Source organism: Oceanispirochaeta crateris (genome assembly GCF_008329965.1).
Taxonomy (GTDB): domain Bacteria; phylum Spirochaetota; class Spirochaetia; order DSM-2461; family DSM-2461; genus Oceanispirochaeta; species Oceanispirochaeta crateris.
Map to the genome: position 1 here is coordinate 423,704 of NZ_CP036150.1, position 17,489 is coordinate 441,192.

Here is a 17,489-nt window from a genome sequence, read left to right on the forward strand (position 1 = left end):
ACTCCCTCCTCATCCACTGCTCCGGCGAGTCAGTATGCTTCCGGCTACCTTTAATCCGACAATGCCAAAGAGCACCATCATCAGCACTGCCAGCCAGACCCACTGGCCAATATGTTTATTCACAAGCAACCAGGTCGCTAGGTAAAGACAGAAGGGTTTAAAGCCGAGCATCTTGGAGGGCAAGGCAATCATGCGCTTCAACAGGATGATAAAGTGATAGCCAAAGCTCATCTCCCATACAGCCTTATCCGACAGTATTATTCCGTCTCTTTCTTTCATACTTACTCCTCCAAAAGATGGACCTGACAGTCCAGGCCCCGGCTTTCGTGATAGTCCAGTACCAGCTTTTCAACCCGGCACAGAACATCTTCTTCCTCCCTTTCCAACAAACACAGAGAACCAGATCGGATATAAAACAATCCCAGTTCGCTCTTGCCTTTAAAGCGACGCCTCTTTCTGATGCCCTTGGCTAATTGCCTATAGACCCAGTCCTCAGGATGAGAGCGGTATACACCATCCACTCCCATGACCTGGTCGTCCGAAAAAAAACGACTGTCTCCGCTTTTGATCCGGATGCCGCAGGTAGCAATCTCATCCGGATCAGAGTGATAAAAGGCCGCCCCAGGTCGCATCACGATAGGGCGTCCCTTGATAGATAGTTTTTTCAGACTTCCTGCCAGATTACAGTTCAGGTTGATCAATGCCTTTTGGCTCTCATAGTTGTAGTGGCTAATGGTCAGTCCCTCAGTGCCATCTGTACCGGATTGGTCATCAGCATCAAAGATTAGATCCGCTTCCAGCTCTGTTTGGTCTTGGATCTGATCGGCCCAGAGTACGGGGAGCCTCTGATACTCCTCCCTGACTTCATAGTTCGCGGTAAAGGGATAGCTCTCATCCTGTATGGGACGGCTTCCATCGGGCAGGAAAGGATAGCTGGGAGTCATGTCCGTGTCGTAGCTAACCGGCGGCTCTTCATAGCACCAGAGAAGCTGGAAGGCCAGTCTCTCGGGGCGGTTCCATTTCAGTCGGATTGAATTGGTATAGGCATCTCCTGCCTCCTCCTCGAGTAGCTCATGAAAGAGGCCGCTTTTCAAAAATGAGGCTTCCTCTTCTGTTTCATCCTCCTGGTAGATAGAGCTAGAGAACAGGAGCTTCTTTTCCACCCCTCCTTCAAGCAGAGCCATACAGGATGAAGCTAAGGCGCATAGCTCGTCCCAGGGATTCCCTGATAAAGCGGCATAGACCAAAGACAGGGGAACAGAACAACTATCCAGATCCTCTGATGACAATCCAGCACGGGAGGCGATAAGATGAAGTAGGCTTTTTTCCGGTAGTGCCTTATCGCTCATCACAAGATCGGTAACAACCAGCTTTTCTTCCCAGTTCCGAAGGGCTCCGAGTCGCTTGATTCGGGTTGGGGTATCTTCTAATACGATAGAGATACGAGTTCTCATGCCACTGACGGTTCTTATAAATCCAGAGTCGTTTACATACAGGGTAAAGCGGTGGAGAAAACGGCCGCAGTCTCCGGCTGAGAAGAGGATATGAACCTCCCTGTTACTTCCGCTGAGATCATTCAAGACGCCTGATTCATCCACAAAGGTGACCCTGGCCGAGACACAGTAGCCGCCAAGAGAATCCCTGTAACTTGTTATGTAGGCCGACTCCACGGCGTCATCAGATAAACGGAGGATTTTCCCCTCATCATCGATCATTTCCAATACGATAAAGACCGATTCAGTCTTGCGATCCAGGCTCTCCTGTAAGGCGGGGTCCAGGGTAAAAAAAGCCATTACAGACTCCCTCCTTTAGCTTTTAGGTGTGTAAAAACCCGGACCTTCAGAGGACCGATGATGGTATAGTTAAACTCCCGCCCCCAGATCCCTTTATTATCAGGAAAACTCTCTTCTCCCTGGTAGATGGCCTCGTTTATGCTAATCTCAAATCGTACTCGCTGACCCTTCTCATAGAACTCCCTGGATTGGATGATGAGGGAAGCTGAGATCCGCCGCCTCATCATTGAGTAATTTGTATCGACGCAGTCCTTTCGGCGGATCATAAGGGTATGAGTGATGACCTCATCGGAGAAACTACCCTCCAGGGAGAAGGCTGCTAGATCGGGAATGGTCTCTCCCTCCAGGGAAATCTCATCTCCAGACAGATAGAAAAAGGCCTGATCGGGAAGAGAGGGGGCTCCTTCCTTACCAAAGCTTCCAGATTGGATGTTCATCCCTTCCAGTACCAGCTTTAAAAGGACAGGCTCAGTCCGTCTGCCCGTAAGGGAGAATCCACGGAGGATTAGATCTTCCAAAAGCTGGATAGTCTCATCATAGCTACGCATAAGTGTGAGAGTTGTTACTTCTCCGTCACAGGTCTCCAGTTCATGACAAAAAAGGCCTTCTGTCTGAGAGACAGGGCCGGATGATGTGATAGTACCGGTAATGAGAAGGAACAAATCAGGAATGATATCCCGGTTCAGCCGGAGGGAGATACTGCCAATTAACTCGTTACCTAAGTTGATCACCCCGGGGCTGTGGCGACTCTGCCCCAAGGGTTTTAAAGATTTAATCTTCTCCCTAAACTGCAGAGTTTCCCGCACATGGGCCAGAGCGGCATAAACTCCATCTCTGCGGACAAGAGAATAGCGAATCATTTGATGCGGTCCCTATAAAGGCGAATGGTATAGGTGGCCTCTGGATAACCTGGTGCACCTGTCATAGAGAGGGGTGAGACCTGACACTCATCCAGGATAAAGCGGTCTATAAGGGATGATATTGTTTCATCGTTATCCAACCATTTCTGGATCAAAGCTGCGTAACGGTAGGCTATAAAGTTCGGGGCGCACCTCTCAAAACGGCATTCCAAGATTAGAAAATACTCTCCCAGTTCAACAAAGGGATCGCTGCTCTTTTTTTTGACCTCATTCAAGTGAACTCTTACCAGGGGGAGAGGCTTTAACTCCTTTTCATCATAACTGTCTATTACAGAAGAAAAAGATTTGATCCAATTCTCACCCTTTTGAGCATTACAAAGACTGACTAGTTCAGGGAAGAAGCCGTTTAAAGATTCAAAGACGGCAAGGTATATCTCTTCTTCTGGAACGATGATGATCTCTAAATCACTCATATCAATAGCTCTTTCTTCGGTAAGAATTGAGAATGGTTCTGGCGTGTTCGGGGATCTCTTTGGAGTACATCAAAGTCGAGTTTTGACTGGAACTGCTTTTAAGGAGGTCTATACCAATCTGCCGGGCCTTCAGACGTCCAAGCATCCATGTGATGATCTCGCAAAAGGCGGTTTTCAAATCTTCAGGCATGGTCTCATCCGTGTAACCCGCTGTATAGCTTATACGAATATTGTTGCTGCCTCTGGGAAAGGTATATCCAGGAAGGAGAGTGAGTTCTATAGGCTGATCGGATTCTCCTGGTAAAGGGGTGAGAGAATAGAGGGTAGGATCGATGCTGCGGTACTGGAGATCCCGACGGCTTCTAATCTGGAGAAGATTGAACTCGGATACTGGATAGTCTAACAGGTAAAGGGCATCAGAATTATGTCCATCCTGATACTCAGATTTGATGCGATTTATAAGTATACGATGAGTGTATTTTTCAATTTCGATGCTGACAGATAAGGAGAGTAGTGTTACCATATTTTCATCTCTGTCATCTAGGTTCAGGAATTTCATGATCTCAGGAACCGGAAGCAGCGTCAGTTTGGACATCGTTCATCCATGTCCTTGGTGATGATTTGACCTTTTTTCCTGTCACCGAAACGTCGCAGGAATTCCTTGCGGGTCATCCTGACTTCCTTTCCTTTGATAATAACCTTGATGGTCATATAGACCTCCTATAAGTGTTCTGGGAATAGTGTGAAGTAGAAGTTCAGGTTTGGAGGGTAGGGTTTACCCTACTTTTGAGAGGTAATGATACTGAATCGGGATAAGAATATTGTTATGTTTAAAAAGGTATAAAAAAGAGAGAATATGGAAAGGCGAGTACGAAAACTTGAAGCAAATCTTGATAAGAGTCAAAGCAATATTCTAAATCTTCAAAAAAAAGTATTTAGTAATAAATATAGAGAACAAATAAAATGGAGTACAGATGAAATCAGATTAAGAAAATGTTTAGTAAAGCCTGATTTAAAAAAAGCAACAGTACTGACAGATTCTACATGGAGATATGTATGGATTTATTTAAAACAAAATAGATGTGAATCAGCCCTATATTACTGGGAACAAGCGGAAAATTTCTACAAAGCTTCAATTTCACTTCCAATAGATGCAAGGCCATTAACCCTTTATTATTGTTATTTAAATGCAGTTAAAGCTTTGTTGAAATCGAAATCAATTTCATTTGACACTAAACATGGAGTCTCAGGTGAAAGAATCAAAGGTAGAATAAATATTATAAATGAGAAAATTAAATTAAAAGAAAAGGGTGTTTTATCTGGACTTTCGAATTATTTGAAAGAACCAGTTCCTGAAGGTGGAGAAGACTATGAGCTAAAAGATATTCTGTACAATTTAGCTTATATTCATAGATCATTTTGTTTAACATTTCCTCGTTCAACAGAACTCTATATCCCAATTAAAACACCAACATTTGTTCAAGACAAATCAAGGAAAATAGGTTGGGTCGAATTTGAGTTATGTGACTATTTTAAATCTAATACAATTATTAATAACCTTGAAGGTTACTCTGAAGATAGGTTTTATAATGATAAAGGGAAGAGGGTTTTACGAAGGAATAAAACATTTAAATGGGAAGCTCCAAGAAATTCACCAACACAAAAGAGTATCAATAATCTGTATTCTTACTATGAGAAAGTAAGACCAGATTTTCAGTATATTTATAGTCCAAATAGATTATGGTATTTAAAAAGAAAGAATATCAGACATGAGATTAATAGAAATCCTTTGGTTTTAACATATGCTGCTATGCATAGGCTAAGTGAACTCGCGAGATATGAACCAAAAATCCTAAGTCAGCATTTGGAAAGACGGTCCAGTTGGTTGATTAGTGAATATATTGATCGCTCAGTTGATCAATTTATTGATGGTATTTCATCTGAGATCACTAAAGATGAGTTTAAAATTGCAGGAACAAGAAATTGACTATATAACGAGCTATTGAAGCAGTCATCTCTACGGTCATGAAATCAGCTATTCTGCTTCGCAGGCAGATTTCACGTCAGCTTACGAGCTGCAGCATAAAAGATAGTTCGATGGACGCCTTCGGTGCAGAGGAGTATTTTATGGAACGAAATAATGGAACGAAAATGATAAAGATAGTTATTTTTTTTATTGTTTTCTTATGGGTTGGCTTGTTTTCTTTAAATGCAGAAGAGAACTTAATTGCAACAACATCAGAAGGTAAAAAGGTTATATTGAATACTGACGGAACATGGTCTTATATAAATGAGACAGAACAAAAAATAACAATTGTAGATTTTGACATAATTCTAAGAGACAAGAATTATGATGAAAGTAGGTACAATAAAGATGCCATCTTGAATTTGAAAGTTAAAAATATATCAGGAAATAAAATAGGCGGCTATCGCATAACTGTCAAAATGGAGAATGGATTTGGCGATCTATTACATACACTCAAATTAACATCTGGGAATTCTGTTCTTGATAATGATGAAATCGATAATGCAAACTTTGTGTTTAAAGATAATCAATTTATTGATGATGAAGTATATGATGATTTGTCAGCCTATAGTAAAAATAACTTGATAATAACAATTGTTGATTCACAGGTGCTACAATCACAATAAAACAAAAGGAGTTAATGGTATGACAAATTTACTCAATATGAGTTTAGTGGAACCGGTATTCAGTCATATTGCAGGTATTAAGAAACTAAATAGATTTACTCTGCATTGAAAGCAGAAGGTGAACACTCAATGGCGGCTGTATTGTATGGTGCATAATATTGGAAAAATTAAGATTGAATGAGTATAGAATGAGGGTTGATATGGGATTCTGGTTAGAATGAGCCAGTGGCATATGAAATTAAATGTAGTGGGTTTCTGATTGATATCTCGATTGGATTCTTTATTTGATAATAAATATTGAGAACTGGTCAGTAATTATCAGGAAACGGAATACTGAGAATCGAGAAGTAGTTTTTCTATAGTCTCGTTATGTTTATAAAGGCAAAAAAGCTTAGTAAAAAAATTGAATCTATTAAATTTACCTAGAGGTGATTACATGACTGATGAAACTCTACATAAAATACTAAAAAATGTTAAAGAATTATCTGAAAGTGATTTATTATTTTCAAAACCCATTTCAGATCATGTAGATGTAGCTAAATATTGGGAATCAAAACCAATAGAAAATGATGATATTATAGCAAATTTTAATTCAATTGACCTTTTCCTAATAAAAAATGAAAAAAAAATATTTGTCGGAATTGTATATGATATGTTCAATGACATTCACGTCTTCATAAAGCCAGAACATAGAGGGAAAGAATATTTAGACAATGCATTAAATAAGACAATATTTCCTTACCTTAAAACCGTAAAATTACGAAAAAAAATCTGTATTTCAGTTGAAGATGATAATGAGTTTGGAAAAAAAAGTGCATTTCGTAATGGATTCGTTCAAATAGAGAATGATAAATATGAAAAAGATATATCTTCTATTTCTGATTATCAAAAATATTCGTCTAAGACATCTACAGATACAACTGAAATAGAAAGACTTAGGAAGAAAGCATACTTTATATATAAATTGCTTTATAGATTCGATGATGAACTAAAATATAGGCATGATATTGATTTAGGTATCAAAGATATTAAAGAAGAAGTACAAAATATTTACTTAGATCTTAAATATAACATTGTAAATCAAAATCCTTAATTTAAGACAATTCACATATATAATGATTTGAGAAATATTTATTGAAGATAATTTAGAGAGTAAAAAATGCAAAAATACACTTTAAGTTTACAATTGTTTGATGCATCAATATTAGATTGGCAAACACTTTCATATTTTGTGAGCCTAATATCAATTATTCTCTTGATTTTTACAATGATAGAAATGATTCGACAAAGACGCGAATCATATCGACCTAAATTATTAATAAAAACTGAGTCTATTCAAATTGAAACGAATAATAAAAATATACCAACAGTTTGGAGAAACCCTACTAATAAAGATAAAAGAACAGAAGGATATTTTGATCTTAGAGTATATAATATTGGATTAGGTCCCGCTACAGATATTCAAATAAAATGGGAAATACCAAAACAAAAAATAATAAAAAAGTTTAAAGATTATTCACCGGTATTGAACAACAACAATAAACTTCGGTATGTAACAACTAAAGGCTCTTTGGAGTATGAATTATTTCAAGAAGATGATTTATCAATACGTAAAGAGTCATTTCTTATGAATAATGATTTTTTTTATATATCGTTACCAACAAGTATTTTTTACTATTTTTCTATTATAAGCCATTATATTAGTAAAAAAAGTAACTATGGAGAAAGGATAGAACTCGATCCTATGAAATTAGAATTATCATATTTTGATATTGGTAAAAAAAAGATTCAGGAGAGAATGACATTAGATACAGAGTTTATTTCTATGTACAATGACGATGGTCGTGAAAATGATCAGGTAATTGCTATTGGAGACATACATGTAATTAATGACACATAACAAGCAAATGAACATTGTCAGCACTACTGATCACAGTTCTTGTATTCACAAGAACTGCGCCAGTTGACGGTCTGTAAGTTCTTTGCATGTTCTATAGAATCGGGGAACCAAATTATGGTTATTGATAAAATTAATACTTGGCCAACAGATTTGATAAACTTTTTTGACAAAAATTACAAAAAATTTATTGGATGGGAATGTAAAGGAGAATACTGTTTATCTCCAATGAAATATGATTTATTAGTCCATGATTTGATAAATATTTTAAAGAAATACTGCCTGACAGGTTATCACTGTACAAAATTACTTCAACAAGAGATTGATAATATTTACAAAAAAGGTTTAACGCTTCAATGCAGATCATCTATGCAGAAAAGAATTGATTTAATTGAAATAGATCCTTCTAAACTCAGTATTCTTGAAAGATTAAAGCTAGAAAATCAATGTGATGAAATAAATCGTAAAGGAATGATTTGGTTTTGCTTTTTTTATCCTAAAATGGCTGATGATCATGGAATTATGAGATTCTTTAGATCTTGGGGAGGGGAAGCTTTATATAACTCACATGAAAGAGATAAAGAAACAGGACAATTTCTAAGGGAAATAGGTATTCCTTGTATAATTGAAGCTAATGTTCCAATGAAAATAATTCCAGATATTCGGCTTCCATATGGTCAAGTTACAAGAGTATATCTAGAGTATAAAGGTTATGAATTAGAAAATCTGTATGAATATGAAGGATATATTATCCATAACCTTCCATCTAAAAACATAATTGACATTCATAATTACCCAAGTAAAAGATTTATAGAATTAACAGGTTGTATGGATTGGGATTATAGATTTGAGAAGATAAAATAAGTAAATGATTGAGGTTATATGAAAGTATTATAGTGCTCCTAAGAAGCTGTACAGCTCCTAAATTAGAAATTACTGTATAATAAACAGCAGAAGGAGTACAAAAGATGCGCAAAAAGTGGAGCGATTCAGAAAAAGCAAGAATTGCGCTCATGGCGATTCGCGAAGAGAATACGATCAGTGAAATAGCTCAGGAAACAGGGGCACATCCGAACATGATTTCAAAGTGGAAATGAGAATTACTGGATAATGCCGATTCTGCTTTTCGTAATGGGAAATCAGAGAAAGAAAGGGATCTGGAAAAAGATAAAGAAGAGTTGTTCACGCAAATCGGGAAGCTGCATGCAGAGAACGATTTTCTAAAAAAACTTAAAGAAAATGGGACTCCTGTAAAATCCATGGTTGAACCGGATCGAGATGATGTAAGCATTTCCCGTCAGTGTCATTTGTTGGGCAAAAGCCGCAGCTGGTACTATTATCAAGAACAGAAAAATCCCGTGTTGGAATATAGAGATAATATTGAGAAGAGAAAGATTAAGAAGCTTTGGGAGTAGCATTCCTTTTATGGCTACAGACACATCTATAACCATCTCAACAAGAATATGGACCATAATACCTCTCTGAAGAGAGTTTACATACTTATGAGAGAACTGGGGATCAAGGCTATTATTCCGAAACGGTGTCTTTCCAAACCCGGCAAGAACCATAAGAAATATCCCTATCTGCTCCGGAATCTCGATATTACCCATCCTAAACACGTTTGGGCTTCGGATATCACCTATGTTGTTCTTCCCGGAGGAATTGTTTACGTAGTCGCAATAATCGATCTGTACAGCAGAAAAATCCTTTCCTGGAGTGTAAGTAACACGATGGACCCTATAGTTCAAGATAGTTGTCACAGTATTTAATATGGAGGACAACATCAATTGAGTAAGTACAGTACAGGATTTCGAAACAGCATTTTACGGAAAGTTCTGCCCCCTGAGAGTAGGTCTATTGCCCAGGTAAGCCGGGAAGAAGGAATCTCAAATCAAACAATTAGGAATTGGGTTGCCAAGGCTAAAGATGGTACACTGGATGCAGCTGCTGGAGAGTTATCACCAGATCGGAGGAGCATTTCAGAAAAGATGTCCCTTCTCTTAGAGAGCCGATCAATTTCAAAAGATGAGATAGGAAATTGGCTTAGAAAGAATGGTCTCCACAGTGAACATCTATCCCTCTGGGAGCAGGAGCTGCGGCAGTCTATGACAGAAAAAGAAAAGACCATCCAGGAACAAAATCATCAATTGAAGCTAAAGACTAAAAAGCTTGAGAAAGAGCTTGCTCGTAAAGATAAAGCCCTGGCTGAAATGGCAGCCCTACTAACTCTTAAAAAAAAAGTGGATGCTCTATTGGGGGACGACGAGGACGATTAATTACTCAGGATCTCAGAGATCTAGCAGTTTCATTGTTAGATGAAGCAATATCAGATGGAGCCAGAAGATCAGAAGCCTGTAATGTAATGGATATATCTGTCCGGACATATCATAGATGGAGTGATTCTTCTTGTGGTGACAAAAGAAAAGGAGCAGTGAAAAAGGTTAAAAGAAAGCTTGCAGAGTATGAACGTCAAGAGATTCTCAGGATTGCCTGTGAAGATAGATTTGTGGACTGTAATCCATATCAGATTGTTGTAACTCTTTTGGATGAAGGAGTATATATAGCATCTGTAAGTACTTTCTACAGAGTGCTGAGAGATGCAGACATGATTCACCACAGAAAAAGAAGTTACCCTGCAAGAAAGCAGAATAAACCTCCTGAGTTGGCAGCTACAGGCCCCAATCAGGTTTGGAGTTGGGATATTACTTTTCTCAAAACAGATGTGAATGGAATCTTCCTTTACTGCTATATGATCGTTGATGTCTGGAGTCGTAAAATTGTTGGTTGGGAGATACACGAATCTGAATCATCGGAGCTAGCCGAGCAAATGTTTAGAAGGTTAAAAATCATTCATAAACTGGAAGGAATCAGGCTGCATTCTGATAATGGGAATCCCATGAAAGGTGGTACCATGATTATGACATTGTATGCATTAGGAGTGATCCCATCTTTTTCAAGACCCAGAGTCAGTGATGATAATCCCTATTCTGAATCTTTGTTCAAAACTTTAAAATATACGGCCGGATACCCAAAGTATTTTAAGGATATACATCAAGCTCGTGTATGGATGGCAGATTTTGTGAATTGGTATAACAATGAGCATAAACATTCAGGAATCTCATATATTTCTCCAGCCCAAAGACACTGTGGCGATGGTTCAGAAATAATGGAGAAAAGGAATAAGGTCATAAGAAAAGCAATTAGCAAAACTCCTGAAAGGTGGAGTTCTGATCAAAAGATATGGGAGGATCAGAAACATGTGTATCTGAACCCATCTTTAGAGACTAAGAAGCAACTGATTTCAGCATAAAAAAATCAAAAGTTGTGACAACTATGTTGAAACATTCCGATGGATACGGCTTTTGTTATGGAAGCTCTGATGCAGGCCATGGTGAGGTACGGTTTACCGGAAATCTTCAATACCGATCAGGGCAGTCTGTTTACCAGCAACGAGTTCTCATCTCTTCTTAAAGGAGAAATGGTGCGGTTCAGCATGGACGGGAAAGGCCGCGTTCTGGACAATATTTACATTGAAAGATTCTGGAAAACTCTGAAGTCTGAAGACATTTATCTCTACCGGTATGATACTCTAAACACTCTCCGAAAGGGAATGATGAAATACTTCAGATTTTACAATTCAGTCAGGCCTCACCAGAGTCTGAATGGGAACTCTCCGGATGAGATATATTTCCGGGAGTCTAACTTAAAAGTGGCATAAAGCTGTTTGACTTGAAGGTGCACTATGTTAAATAACATAAAATTATAATAATTTTTGAAACAGTTAGATTTTTGTATTCACAAATAGGACTCCAATCATACGGAATTAGTCCTGTATTTTTTTAGTAGCGTATTATTACACAGATTTTTAATTGTCTTCTCCTTTTTTCCAACGTCTAATGAAGATCCTTATCAGACCATCAGGAACCCGTAAAGGCCTGTGCCCCTTAGGGGTGCCTTCGGCAGCCTTTACTGAACCCTGTTGGCCTGATGAAGGTGGGGTAAGCCGTTGGCAAAAGGGGAGAGATTCTCTCTCCGGATGATGTTATTTCTTTTTTTATTGGAGGGTTCTATGGATAAGAAAGTGTATACGCCTCAGATTCATGTGGATTCTGCTTTTCTGCTACGTCGTGTGGCTTGGGCAGCTGAGAAGCCTATGACATACACATTAGATGAGTGTATCAGGGGGTTGGTGAATCAGGTAGACAGGCAAAAGTTATGTGGAGCCTGCCGGGATCACCGCTGTTTGGAGTGTCCAGTTAGCCAGTATTATGGCAAATCTGGTCTAGATTCAATCCTACGTTGATCCTGTATTCAGGGCTTACCCTTTAGTAAGCCCTGGCAATTCCTAGTCTTTCTGATGCTGATCGATTTGTTCATTCAAAATAGCGATATGATTCGTTAACTGATGAATGACATCTTCTAATCTTTCAATTTCCTTTTGATAATCCTTCTCTGTCATAACCTTGACTCCTTTAAAATTGATTCTGTAAGAATCACAGACAGAAAGAAGCTGGTGCTTCAAAGTATTGAAATGTTTTTGATTTTTTCTTCTCAGCCGACCAGATAAGCCCATTTCTCGTTGGAGTCTTTTGTGGGCTTGAAAATGGTCTTGGCTTTCTCAATGGCAATGGGGATATTGTTTCCCTTGTGGCTTCTGTAGCCGGTCATATAGTCGCCATAGGGATCATCTATCAAGAGATATGAGATAAGCTTGTTGTGGACCATATAACCTGCTAGGGAGACCATATGGTTGATGTGTCCATTGATGTAGTGGGGGAATCGACCTGAGAGGACGGCTCCGCCTCCGTTATCTATATGGGCGATAATCTTTTTCAGGGATGTTGCTGTGCTAAAGCGAACTACTTCCTTACCTAATAAAGTGTTTACTGCCCATTCCATCAAGCAGTGAAGTTCATGGGGCGGGATCAATGGTTGCATGGTTTCTGTGTCGACCAGATCGGGGGCCAGGAGGGCCATTTTTGCTATGGCCTGTTTGGAGTTAAGGAAATGAGTCAGATAATCCTCGGGCTGCATGTATGAGGGGAAGGGGAGCCTCACTCCTGCCTGCTTCAAGGCCATGATCATGCTGGTGCTGTTGCAGGAAGAGTGAGGGATCAGCTTATTATTCCTTTGGGTATGATAATCGATGTCCCTGGAATAATTGACGACCATGGGGTTACCTGCTGATGTAGATAACAGTGGCGCCGTTAAACTGGACGGCACTGGTTTCGTTGCTTATAGAGAGGATCACAGGGTAGCAGAAGTCACAGGCAATGAGTCTGCCGGGGCTGTCATCGGCTATCAGGGTTTCGGCTCCAGCTTCCAGGGGGACTCTCTGGTTCAGTTCACTGTTTTCTTCGGCGATGATAAGAAAGCGGCCGTCTACCTTTACTTCGCTGATGTCTCCGGTAAAGGTATGGATCTTGGCAACGGAGGCGGAGACGGCCAGGAAGATCCACCCGCCGTCTTTGGTCTCTAGGGCTATCAGTCGGTCCGTCAGATCCGTTTCTGTATCTTCTACGGCGACGGTCTTGGCGTCGATGTCCAGGGCCACAATCGCGTCCTGGGTTTCCACCTGGCGAAGGGTGAGAACCTGGGCATCAGCGCCGCAGCTGACCGACAGTTGGGGGATGGTGATCCTCATACCGTCCATACCTTGGATGGGGATCAGGAGATTCTCGCCGATGGTGCCGGCCTTCTGGCCTATGGGCTCTACCCGTTCGGGATAGAAATTAAAACTCATAATCTATACTCCTTGTACTATTGGATTTCGGTATCAGCCCTTACAGCGCAGGGTGACCATGTTCTTCTCTGGTCTGGTGACCAGAAAACCATCTCTCTTACGGAAGCGGAGAAAGATCTCTCCGTATTGCAGACTCTCTGTTGTGCCGTCAAACCTTTTTAGTTCCAAGCCCTTGCGGTTGCCATGCTGGATGCGCTTGGGGTTCATAAAGACTGCGAAGGGTTCACTCTTCTTTACTTCTCCCGCCTGGGGTAGAAGATCGCACTCCTGATAAGGGTACCCGTCTACAAGGCCGGGTTTACCGTCTGAAGGGCCTCTCCACACGGGGCGGCCGTCAGAGTCCTGGATACTGGTAACCCGGGAGAGGACAGACTCATGGAGGAACCAGCGGCAATGGCGCCTTTCTTCAGCAGGGACCTTGAGGACCGCTTCTCTGAAGTCCAGGTAGGTCAAACCGTAGGGGGAGGCGCTTTTGATGTAGTGAGACAGGGGTCCCTTGATGGACAAGACTCCCGTAAAGGGTGACTCATTGGCGGTCAGGCACTGGCGGTCAAACTCTTGGCCATAGGCATCTGTAAACTCCTCTATAAACATCTGGCCCAGCTCGGCGTAGATATCCTCTTCAAACTCATCGTACCAGGGGATAAAGCCTGCCAGGGTATAGGCTTTCAGTTCCACACGCTTTCCCATCTGAGGTTTGCTGTCGGTGATCTGCTGGCCATAGCTTGTGAGCCAGTTCAGAATCACCCCGCCTCTGTCCCTCTGGGGGAGGAAAAGGGAGGGGCCTGTCATGGGACGATTGGAGACCAGACTCATCATGACGCTGGTCTTGCGGGCGTCACTCATGATCTGGGTCTCGTAGATGGGATTGATCAGATACTGATCATTGCTTGTCATATCCCCCATGGGGGTACCCACTGAGTCTTTACTGACCCAGCCCTTGCCGGCAACCCAGTTCATGTCCCTGGGATTCACCCAGCTCTCACCCTTAATATTGGGGATGGCCTTGAGTTCGCCCAAAGAGGCTTGATTATTCCGCCAGACACCGGCGATGGTTTTACCAAGGTTATAGCAGAACTCCTCTCGGCTTAGGACTTTGGCCGATGAGGTTGTGGTTTTGAGAGAGTCCTTCAAGGCAGATATGGTGCTCTTCATTGCCTGCAGTTCCCGGCTGTTTTCCTCATCCATCTTGGAAAGGGCTTCGGCCATGGATTCCAGGATTTCTTCTTTCTCCTGGAAATACTGCTTAGCCAGCTTTTCATCTGGAAAGCCCTCCGACTCGATCCGCTTCATGGATTTCAGAAGCTCCGTCAGTTTCTTTAAGATCTCATTCATAATGTCCTCCGTGTGATTTGATTATTCCTTTCCAGAAGGACGGGATGGTCTCTTCTGATACAAGGCTGAGTTCTTCTGGGGGGATAAAGTCGCGGTTCAGGGCCATGGGGTTGCTGGGGATGTTGCAGATGGAGAACTCCAGGAGCTCCTGGCTGCGGAATATAAGGGTGGACTCGCCATCCACCTCAGCGATCTCTACTTCCCTGACCATAAATCCTACGCTTCCAGCTCTAATCACACCGGCAGCCACGCGGCGGCCTATGCCCCAGCCAAAGGGATCAATCTCTTGAGAATTGAATAGGATATTACCGCCCAAAATTCTATCTTTTACGGCTGTATCCTGTGAGAATCCTATGGCAGGGATTCGGCTGTCGTGGGCCCAGAGGATAACTGGATTCTTGAGATAGTGCTTCAGGTCCCATCCGGCGGGATCAATACGCTCGTCGTCCCGGTCCAGGTCGAAGGTACTGAAAACCCAGGGAAAAAGTTCTTCCTTTGGATCATTGGATTTCCTGAAAAATGCTCCCCCCATAAAGACTTTGAATTCCTCTTTGAGAACGCCTTTGGGGCTGACAAGGTCTCCCTCTTTAAAGATTTGAGCCAAAGCGTTGAAGTTCCTGATTTCCTTTCCTGTTTCCAGTGCCTTGCAGTCTATGAACATATACTTTCCTCCCTTTCGATAATGCCATTGCGAATGGCAAAGTGGATCAGCTGGTCTACACTGGATAGTCCGTACTTAATCCTTACAGTGTGCTTGTGTTTCTCTACAGTCTTTATATTCAAATGGAGCATTTCGGAGATCTCAATATTTGTGTAACTCCTGGCTGAAAGTTCCAGGATCTGAGCCTGACGAACAGTAACGTCGGTGTATTTCTGGAAGTACTTTTCATAGTCGTTATCCCTTAAAAGCTCCCATACTTCTTCGGGGTATATCTTTTGCCCCCAAGAGACCCGCTCCAGGCAGTCATAAGCCTGTTCATAGGTAGCCGAGTAGTCGATCAGACCTGTGGCTCCTTGCTTGGCGCATTTGACGCCTATCATCTTGTTCAGCTTCCGGCAGTAAGCCAGGATAAGAGGGTGGTAATCTCTGGATTGGATACTTTTAAGAATCGAAAGGCCGTTCATGCCAGGCAGGAACAAATCGAGGATTATTAAATTGGGGCGCATCTCTTCAATACATCTGAGCGCTTCAGGTCCCCGGGAACAATAGGCACAGATTGTACCCAGCTGACTTTGTTCCACCGTATGTGTGATGATGGAACCGATGAAGGCATCCTTCCCGGAGACCATGATTTCCTTGGTCTTCACAGAATGTCCTCAGTGAACTGTTGTTCATTAGACGGGCACTTACCGCCCCATTTTCCCTTGAACTGTGGATTTTGATCTTTTGATTCAAAAGAATCTGCATTTTTTTTATTTTTTTGAGGATTCTGGTGCCATTTATCTCCCCAGGGCTTGGGAGGGAGACCTCTTTCAGCGAGAACATCATTGATAGTCTTCAGTCCCGCTTCTATTTCCCGGATATCTCTTTGGCTCTTTTCGTCCGCTGATTCCTGCAGTTCAGGAATGCTGCTGAGATCAAAAGATCCACGTTCCTTAAGGCCAAAACGGACAAAGAACTGTGTCTCTAAAATCTGTTCAAAGTTTTTGAGTAAGGGGATGATAGTATACTTCCAAAAAGCGCTGTGCTGACTGGCGGTATCGCTGCCGCTAAGAGAGCTCTTTGAGTCCTGGATATTGGCTACCCGGGGAGGTATCCCGTAACGGGAGAGAAGGGTATAGAGATTCCATCGTTTCAGGTCGAAGGACTTGAGGGCTGCGGGTGTAACGGTCAGAGACTGGAAGGAGGTTCCTTTACCTAGGACGGCAATGGACCGAGCCTTCCGGTTACGGCCATAGCTGGACTCCCAGCGCTTCTCCAAGCGATCAGCCTCTTCTTCTCTGAGGATCTGGTCGGTCTTGAGTATTCCTTCAGGAACAGCATTATTTTTTAATAGCTTGCTGATACTCTTGTTGGATCGAATATCTTGCAGAATCTCATCCGATAGGGCTATGAGAGGTGTTACTCCGCGGTGAGGATTCCAGGGATTCCAGTCCCGAAAGTGAATCAGTTCATCGGGGAGAATGGGTATCTCACCCTGATCCGTGGCATAGAACCATCGAATGACCTTGCCATATTCCACCCAGGCCCGCATCTTACGGGGATTGAGAACGTAGATTTCCCGGGGTATTCCAGCGCTATATTCGTCACCGAAAAACCAGAAGGCTTCGCCTTCTAGAAACCACCAGGCTGCCGTCTCTTTCCATAGATCACAGCGGTTCATACCGGGGTTAACATCGCGGAACAGATTGAAAATTAGCCCGGAGGAGACTTCCTTACCGTTCATGGTGATAAGAAAAGGGGCCCTGCCGATATTTCGTATCAGAATACTGATGCAGATATTGACCCAAGAGTGAGACCGGTAGGGATCTGTAACTGTCTCAGAGGGCTCCCGTTCAAAAGGATTATCAAGACCCATAAACTCGGAAAATGAGAGCACTTTGAATATTTTTCTGAGGTTACGACCCCACCGGCTTCCACTCATAAGGCCAGTGTAGAAAGAAATAAAGTGATCTGGGGGTAGGGTTTACCCTACCTTTTTAGGAATATTCTGTTCTTGTTTTAGTGACTCTTACCCCCTGGGTGTTCTTTTATTCTTATGACACGAGTCATTACTAAACATTGAATGAAAAAAT

24 protein-coding genes and 1 pseudogene are annotated in these 17,489 nt (G+C 41.8%); 13 read left to right on the forward strand and 12 right to left on the reverse strand.

The window, feature by feature from the left end:
- Positions 1 to 9: 9 nt before the first annotated feature.
- The 6 genes from EXM22_RS01860 to EXM22_RS18455 are packed head-to-tail and all read right to left on the reverse strand — an operon-like array spanning position 10 to position 3,837.
- Positions 10 to 279 carry a hypothetical protein gene (locus EXM22_RS01860; RefSeq protein ID WP_149484878.1) on the reverse strand — a complete coding sequence of 90 codons (270 nt, stop codon included), beginning with the start codon at positions 277 to 279 and terminating at the stop codon, positions 10 to 12.
- A gap of 2 nt (positions 280 to 281) precedes the next feature.
- The gene (locus EXM22_RS01865) at positions 282 to 1,793 is read right to left on the reverse strand and encodes a hypothetical protein (protein ID WP_149484879.1); all 1,512 of its coding nucleotides are present in this window, start codon (positions 1,791 to 1,793) and stop codon (positions 282 to 284) included.
- Positions 1,793 to 2,653 carry a hypothetical protein gene (locus EXM22_RS01870; protein WP_149484880.1) on the reverse strand — a complete coding sequence of 287 codons (861 nt, stop codon included), beginning with the start codon at positions 2,651 to 2,653 and terminating at the stop codon, positions 1,793 to 1,795. Before EXM22_RS01870 ends, EXM22_RS01865 begins: the two co-directional genes overlap by 1 nt.
- The gene (locus tag EXM22_RS01875) at positions 2,650 to 3,126 is read right to left on the reverse strand and encodes a hypothetical protein (protein WP_149484881.1); all 477 of its coding nucleotides are present in this window, start codon (positions 3,124 to 3,126) and stop codon (positions 2,650 to 2,652) included. The genes EXM22_RS01870 and EXM22_RS01875 overlap by 4 nt, the downstream gene beginning before the upstream one ends.
- Before the next feature lies 1 nt (position 3,127).
- Entirely contained in the window at positions 3,128 to 3,721 is a 594-nt protein-coding gene (locus EXM22_RS01880) for a hypothetical protein (RefSeq protein WP_149484882.1), read from the reverse strand.
- A complete protein-coding gene (locus EXM22_RS18455; protein ID WP_281289911.1) occupies positions 3,709 to 3,837 on the reverse strand; it encodes a hypothetical protein in 129 nt (42 codons plus the stop codon). The genes EXM22_RS01880 and EXM22_RS18455 overlap by 13 nt, the downstream gene beginning before the upstream one ends.
- Before the next feature lie 145 nt (positions 3,838 to 3,982).
- On the opposite strand from EXM22_RS18455, the gene EXM22_RS01885 reads away from it, so the two are divergent.
- The 13 genes and pseudogenes from EXM22_RS01885 (at position 3,983) to EXM22_RS01940 (ending at position 11,978) form a co-directional block, all read left to right on the forward strand.
- Positions 3,983 to 5,113: a YaaC family protein gene (locus EXM22_RS01885; RefSeq protein WP_149484883.1), complete on the forward strand. Its 1,131-nt coding sequence runs from the start codon at positions 3,983 to 3,985 to the stop codon at positions 5,111 to 5,113.
- Positions 5,114 to 5,253: 140 nt separating this feature from the next.
- Positions 5,254 to 5,778, forward strand: a complete 525-nt coding sequence (locus EXM22_RS01890) for a hypothetical protein (RefSeq protein WP_149484884.1) — start codon at positions 5,254 to 5,256, stop codon at positions 5,776 to 5,778.
- A 436-nt stretch (positions 5,779 to 6,214) separates the two neighbouring features.
- Positions 6,215 to 6,871, forward strand: coding sequence for a hypothetical protein (locus EXM22_RS01895; RefSeq protein WP_149484885.1), 657 nt, complete (start codon positions 6,215 to 6,217; stop codon positions 6,869 to 6,871).
- Positions 6,872 to 6,937: 66 nt separating this feature from the next.
- Positions 6,938 to 7,678, forward strand: coding sequence for a hypothetical protein (locus tag EXM22_RS01900; protein WP_149484886.1), 741 nt, complete (start codon positions 6,938 to 6,940; stop codon positions 7,676 to 7,678).
- Between the two features lie 114 nt (positions 7,679 to 7,792).
- Positions 7,793 to 8,539 (forward strand): hypothetical protein, encoded by a 747-nt coding sequence (locus EXM22_RS01905; protein WP_149484887.1) that lies wholly within the window; start codon positions 7,793 to 7,795, stop codon positions 8,537 to 8,539.
- A 104-nt stretch (positions 8,540 to 8,643) separates the two neighbouring features.
- On the forward strand, positions 8,644 to 8,772 hold the full coding sequence (locus tag EXM22_RS01910) for a transposase (RefSeq protein WP_149484888.1): 129 nt from the start codon (positions 8,644 to 8,646) through the stop codon (positions 8,770 to 8,772).
- Between the two features lie 81 nt (positions 8,773 to 8,853).
- Complete coding sequence (locus tag EXM22_RS18300) at positions 8,854 to 9,090, forward strand: hypothetical protein (protein WP_149484889.1); 237 nt, start codon at positions 8,854 to 8,856, stop codon at positions 9,088 to 9,090.
- Between the two features lie 15 nt (positions 9,091 to 9,105).
- Positions 9,106 to 9,204 (forward strand): annotated as a pseudogene (locus EXM22_RS18460) (hypothetical protein); the annotation flags it as partial.
- Positions 9,178 to 9,444 (forward strand): DDE-type integrase/transposase/recombinase, encoded by a 267-nt coding sequence (locus tag EXM22_RS01920; protein ID WP_246157060.1) that lies wholly within the window; start codon positions 9,178 to 9,180, stop codon positions 9,442 to 9,444. The pseudogene EXM22_RS18460 and the gene EXM22_RS01920, both read left to right, overlap by 27 nt.
- A gap of 18 nt (positions 9,445 to 9,462) precedes the next feature.
- Positions 9,463 to 9,951, forward strand: coding sequence for a transposase (locus EXM22_RS01925; RefSeq protein WP_149484891.1), 489 nt, complete (start codon positions 9,463 to 9,465; stop codon positions 9,949 to 9,951).
- 32 nt (positions 9,952 to 9,983) lie between these two features.
- Positions 9,984 to 10,985, forward strand: a complete 1,002-nt coding sequence (locus EXM22_RS01930) for an IS3 family transposase (protein ID WP_168203296.1) — start codon at positions 9,984 to 9,986, stop codon at positions 10,983 to 10,985.
- Between the two features lie 39 nt (positions 10,986 to 11,024).
- Positions 11,025 to 11,393: an integrase core domain-containing protein gene (locus EXM22_RS01935; RefSeq protein ID WP_149484893.1), complete on the forward strand. Its 369-nt coding sequence runs from the start codon at positions 11,025 to 11,027 to the stop codon at positions 11,391 to 11,393.
- Positions 11,394 to 11,744: 351 nt separating this feature from the next.
- A complete protein-coding gene (locus EXM22_RS01940; protein ID WP_149484894.1) occupies positions 11,745 to 11,978 on the forward strand; it encodes a hypothetical protein in 234 nt (77 codons plus the stop codon).
- Between the two features lie 248 nt (positions 11,979 to 12,226).
- On the opposite strand, the gene EXM22_RS01945 is transcribed toward EXM22_RS01940, so the two are convergent.
- Genes EXM22_RS01945 through EXM22_RS01970 form a run of 6 tightly spaced genes read right to left on the reverse strand, consistent with a single transcriptional unit; the run spans position 12,227 to position 17,338 of the window.
- Complete coding sequence (locus EXM22_RS01945) at positions 12,227 to 12,847, reverse strand: hypothetical protein (RefSeq protein ID WP_149484895.1); 621 nt, start codon at positions 12,845 to 12,847, stop codon at positions 12,227 to 12,229.
- Between the two features lie 4 nt (positions 12,848 to 12,851).
- The gene (locus EXM22_RS01950; protein ID WP_149484896.1) at positions 12,852 to 13,418 is read right to left on the reverse strand and encodes a hypothetical protein; all 567 of its coding nucleotides are present in this window, start codon (positions 13,416 to 13,418) and stop codon (positions 12,852 to 12,854) included.
- Between the two features lie 33 nt (positions 13,419 to 13,451).
- The gene (locus EXM22_RS01955; RefSeq protein ID WP_149484897.1) at positions 13,452 to 14,753 is read right to left on the reverse strand and encodes a phage major capsid protein; all 1,302 of its coding nucleotides are present in this window, start codon (positions 14,751 to 14,753) and stop codon (positions 13,452 to 13,454) included.
- Entirely contained in the window at positions 14,746 to 15,414 is a 669-nt protein-coding gene (locus tag EXM22_RS01960; RefSeq protein ID WP_149484898.1) for an HK97 family phage prohead protease, read from the reverse strand. Before EXM22_RS01960 ends, EXM22_RS01955 begins: the two co-directional genes overlap by 8 nt.
- Positions 15,405 to 16,061, reverse strand: coding sequence for a response regulator transcription factor (locus tag EXM22_RS01965; RefSeq protein WP_149484899.1), 657 nt, complete (start codon positions 16,059 to 16,061; stop codon positions 15,405 to 15,407). Before EXM22_RS01965 ends, EXM22_RS01960 begins: the two co-directional genes overlap by 10 nt.
- Positions 16,058 to 17,338, reverse strand: coding sequence for a phage portal protein (locus tag EXM22_RS01970; protein ID WP_149484900.1), 1,281 nt, complete (start codon positions 17,336 to 17,338; stop codon positions 16,058 to 16,060). The genes EXM22_RS01965 and EXM22_RS01970 overlap by 4 nt, the downstream gene beginning before the upstream one ends.
- Positions 17,339 to 17,489: the final 151 nt, after the last annotated feature.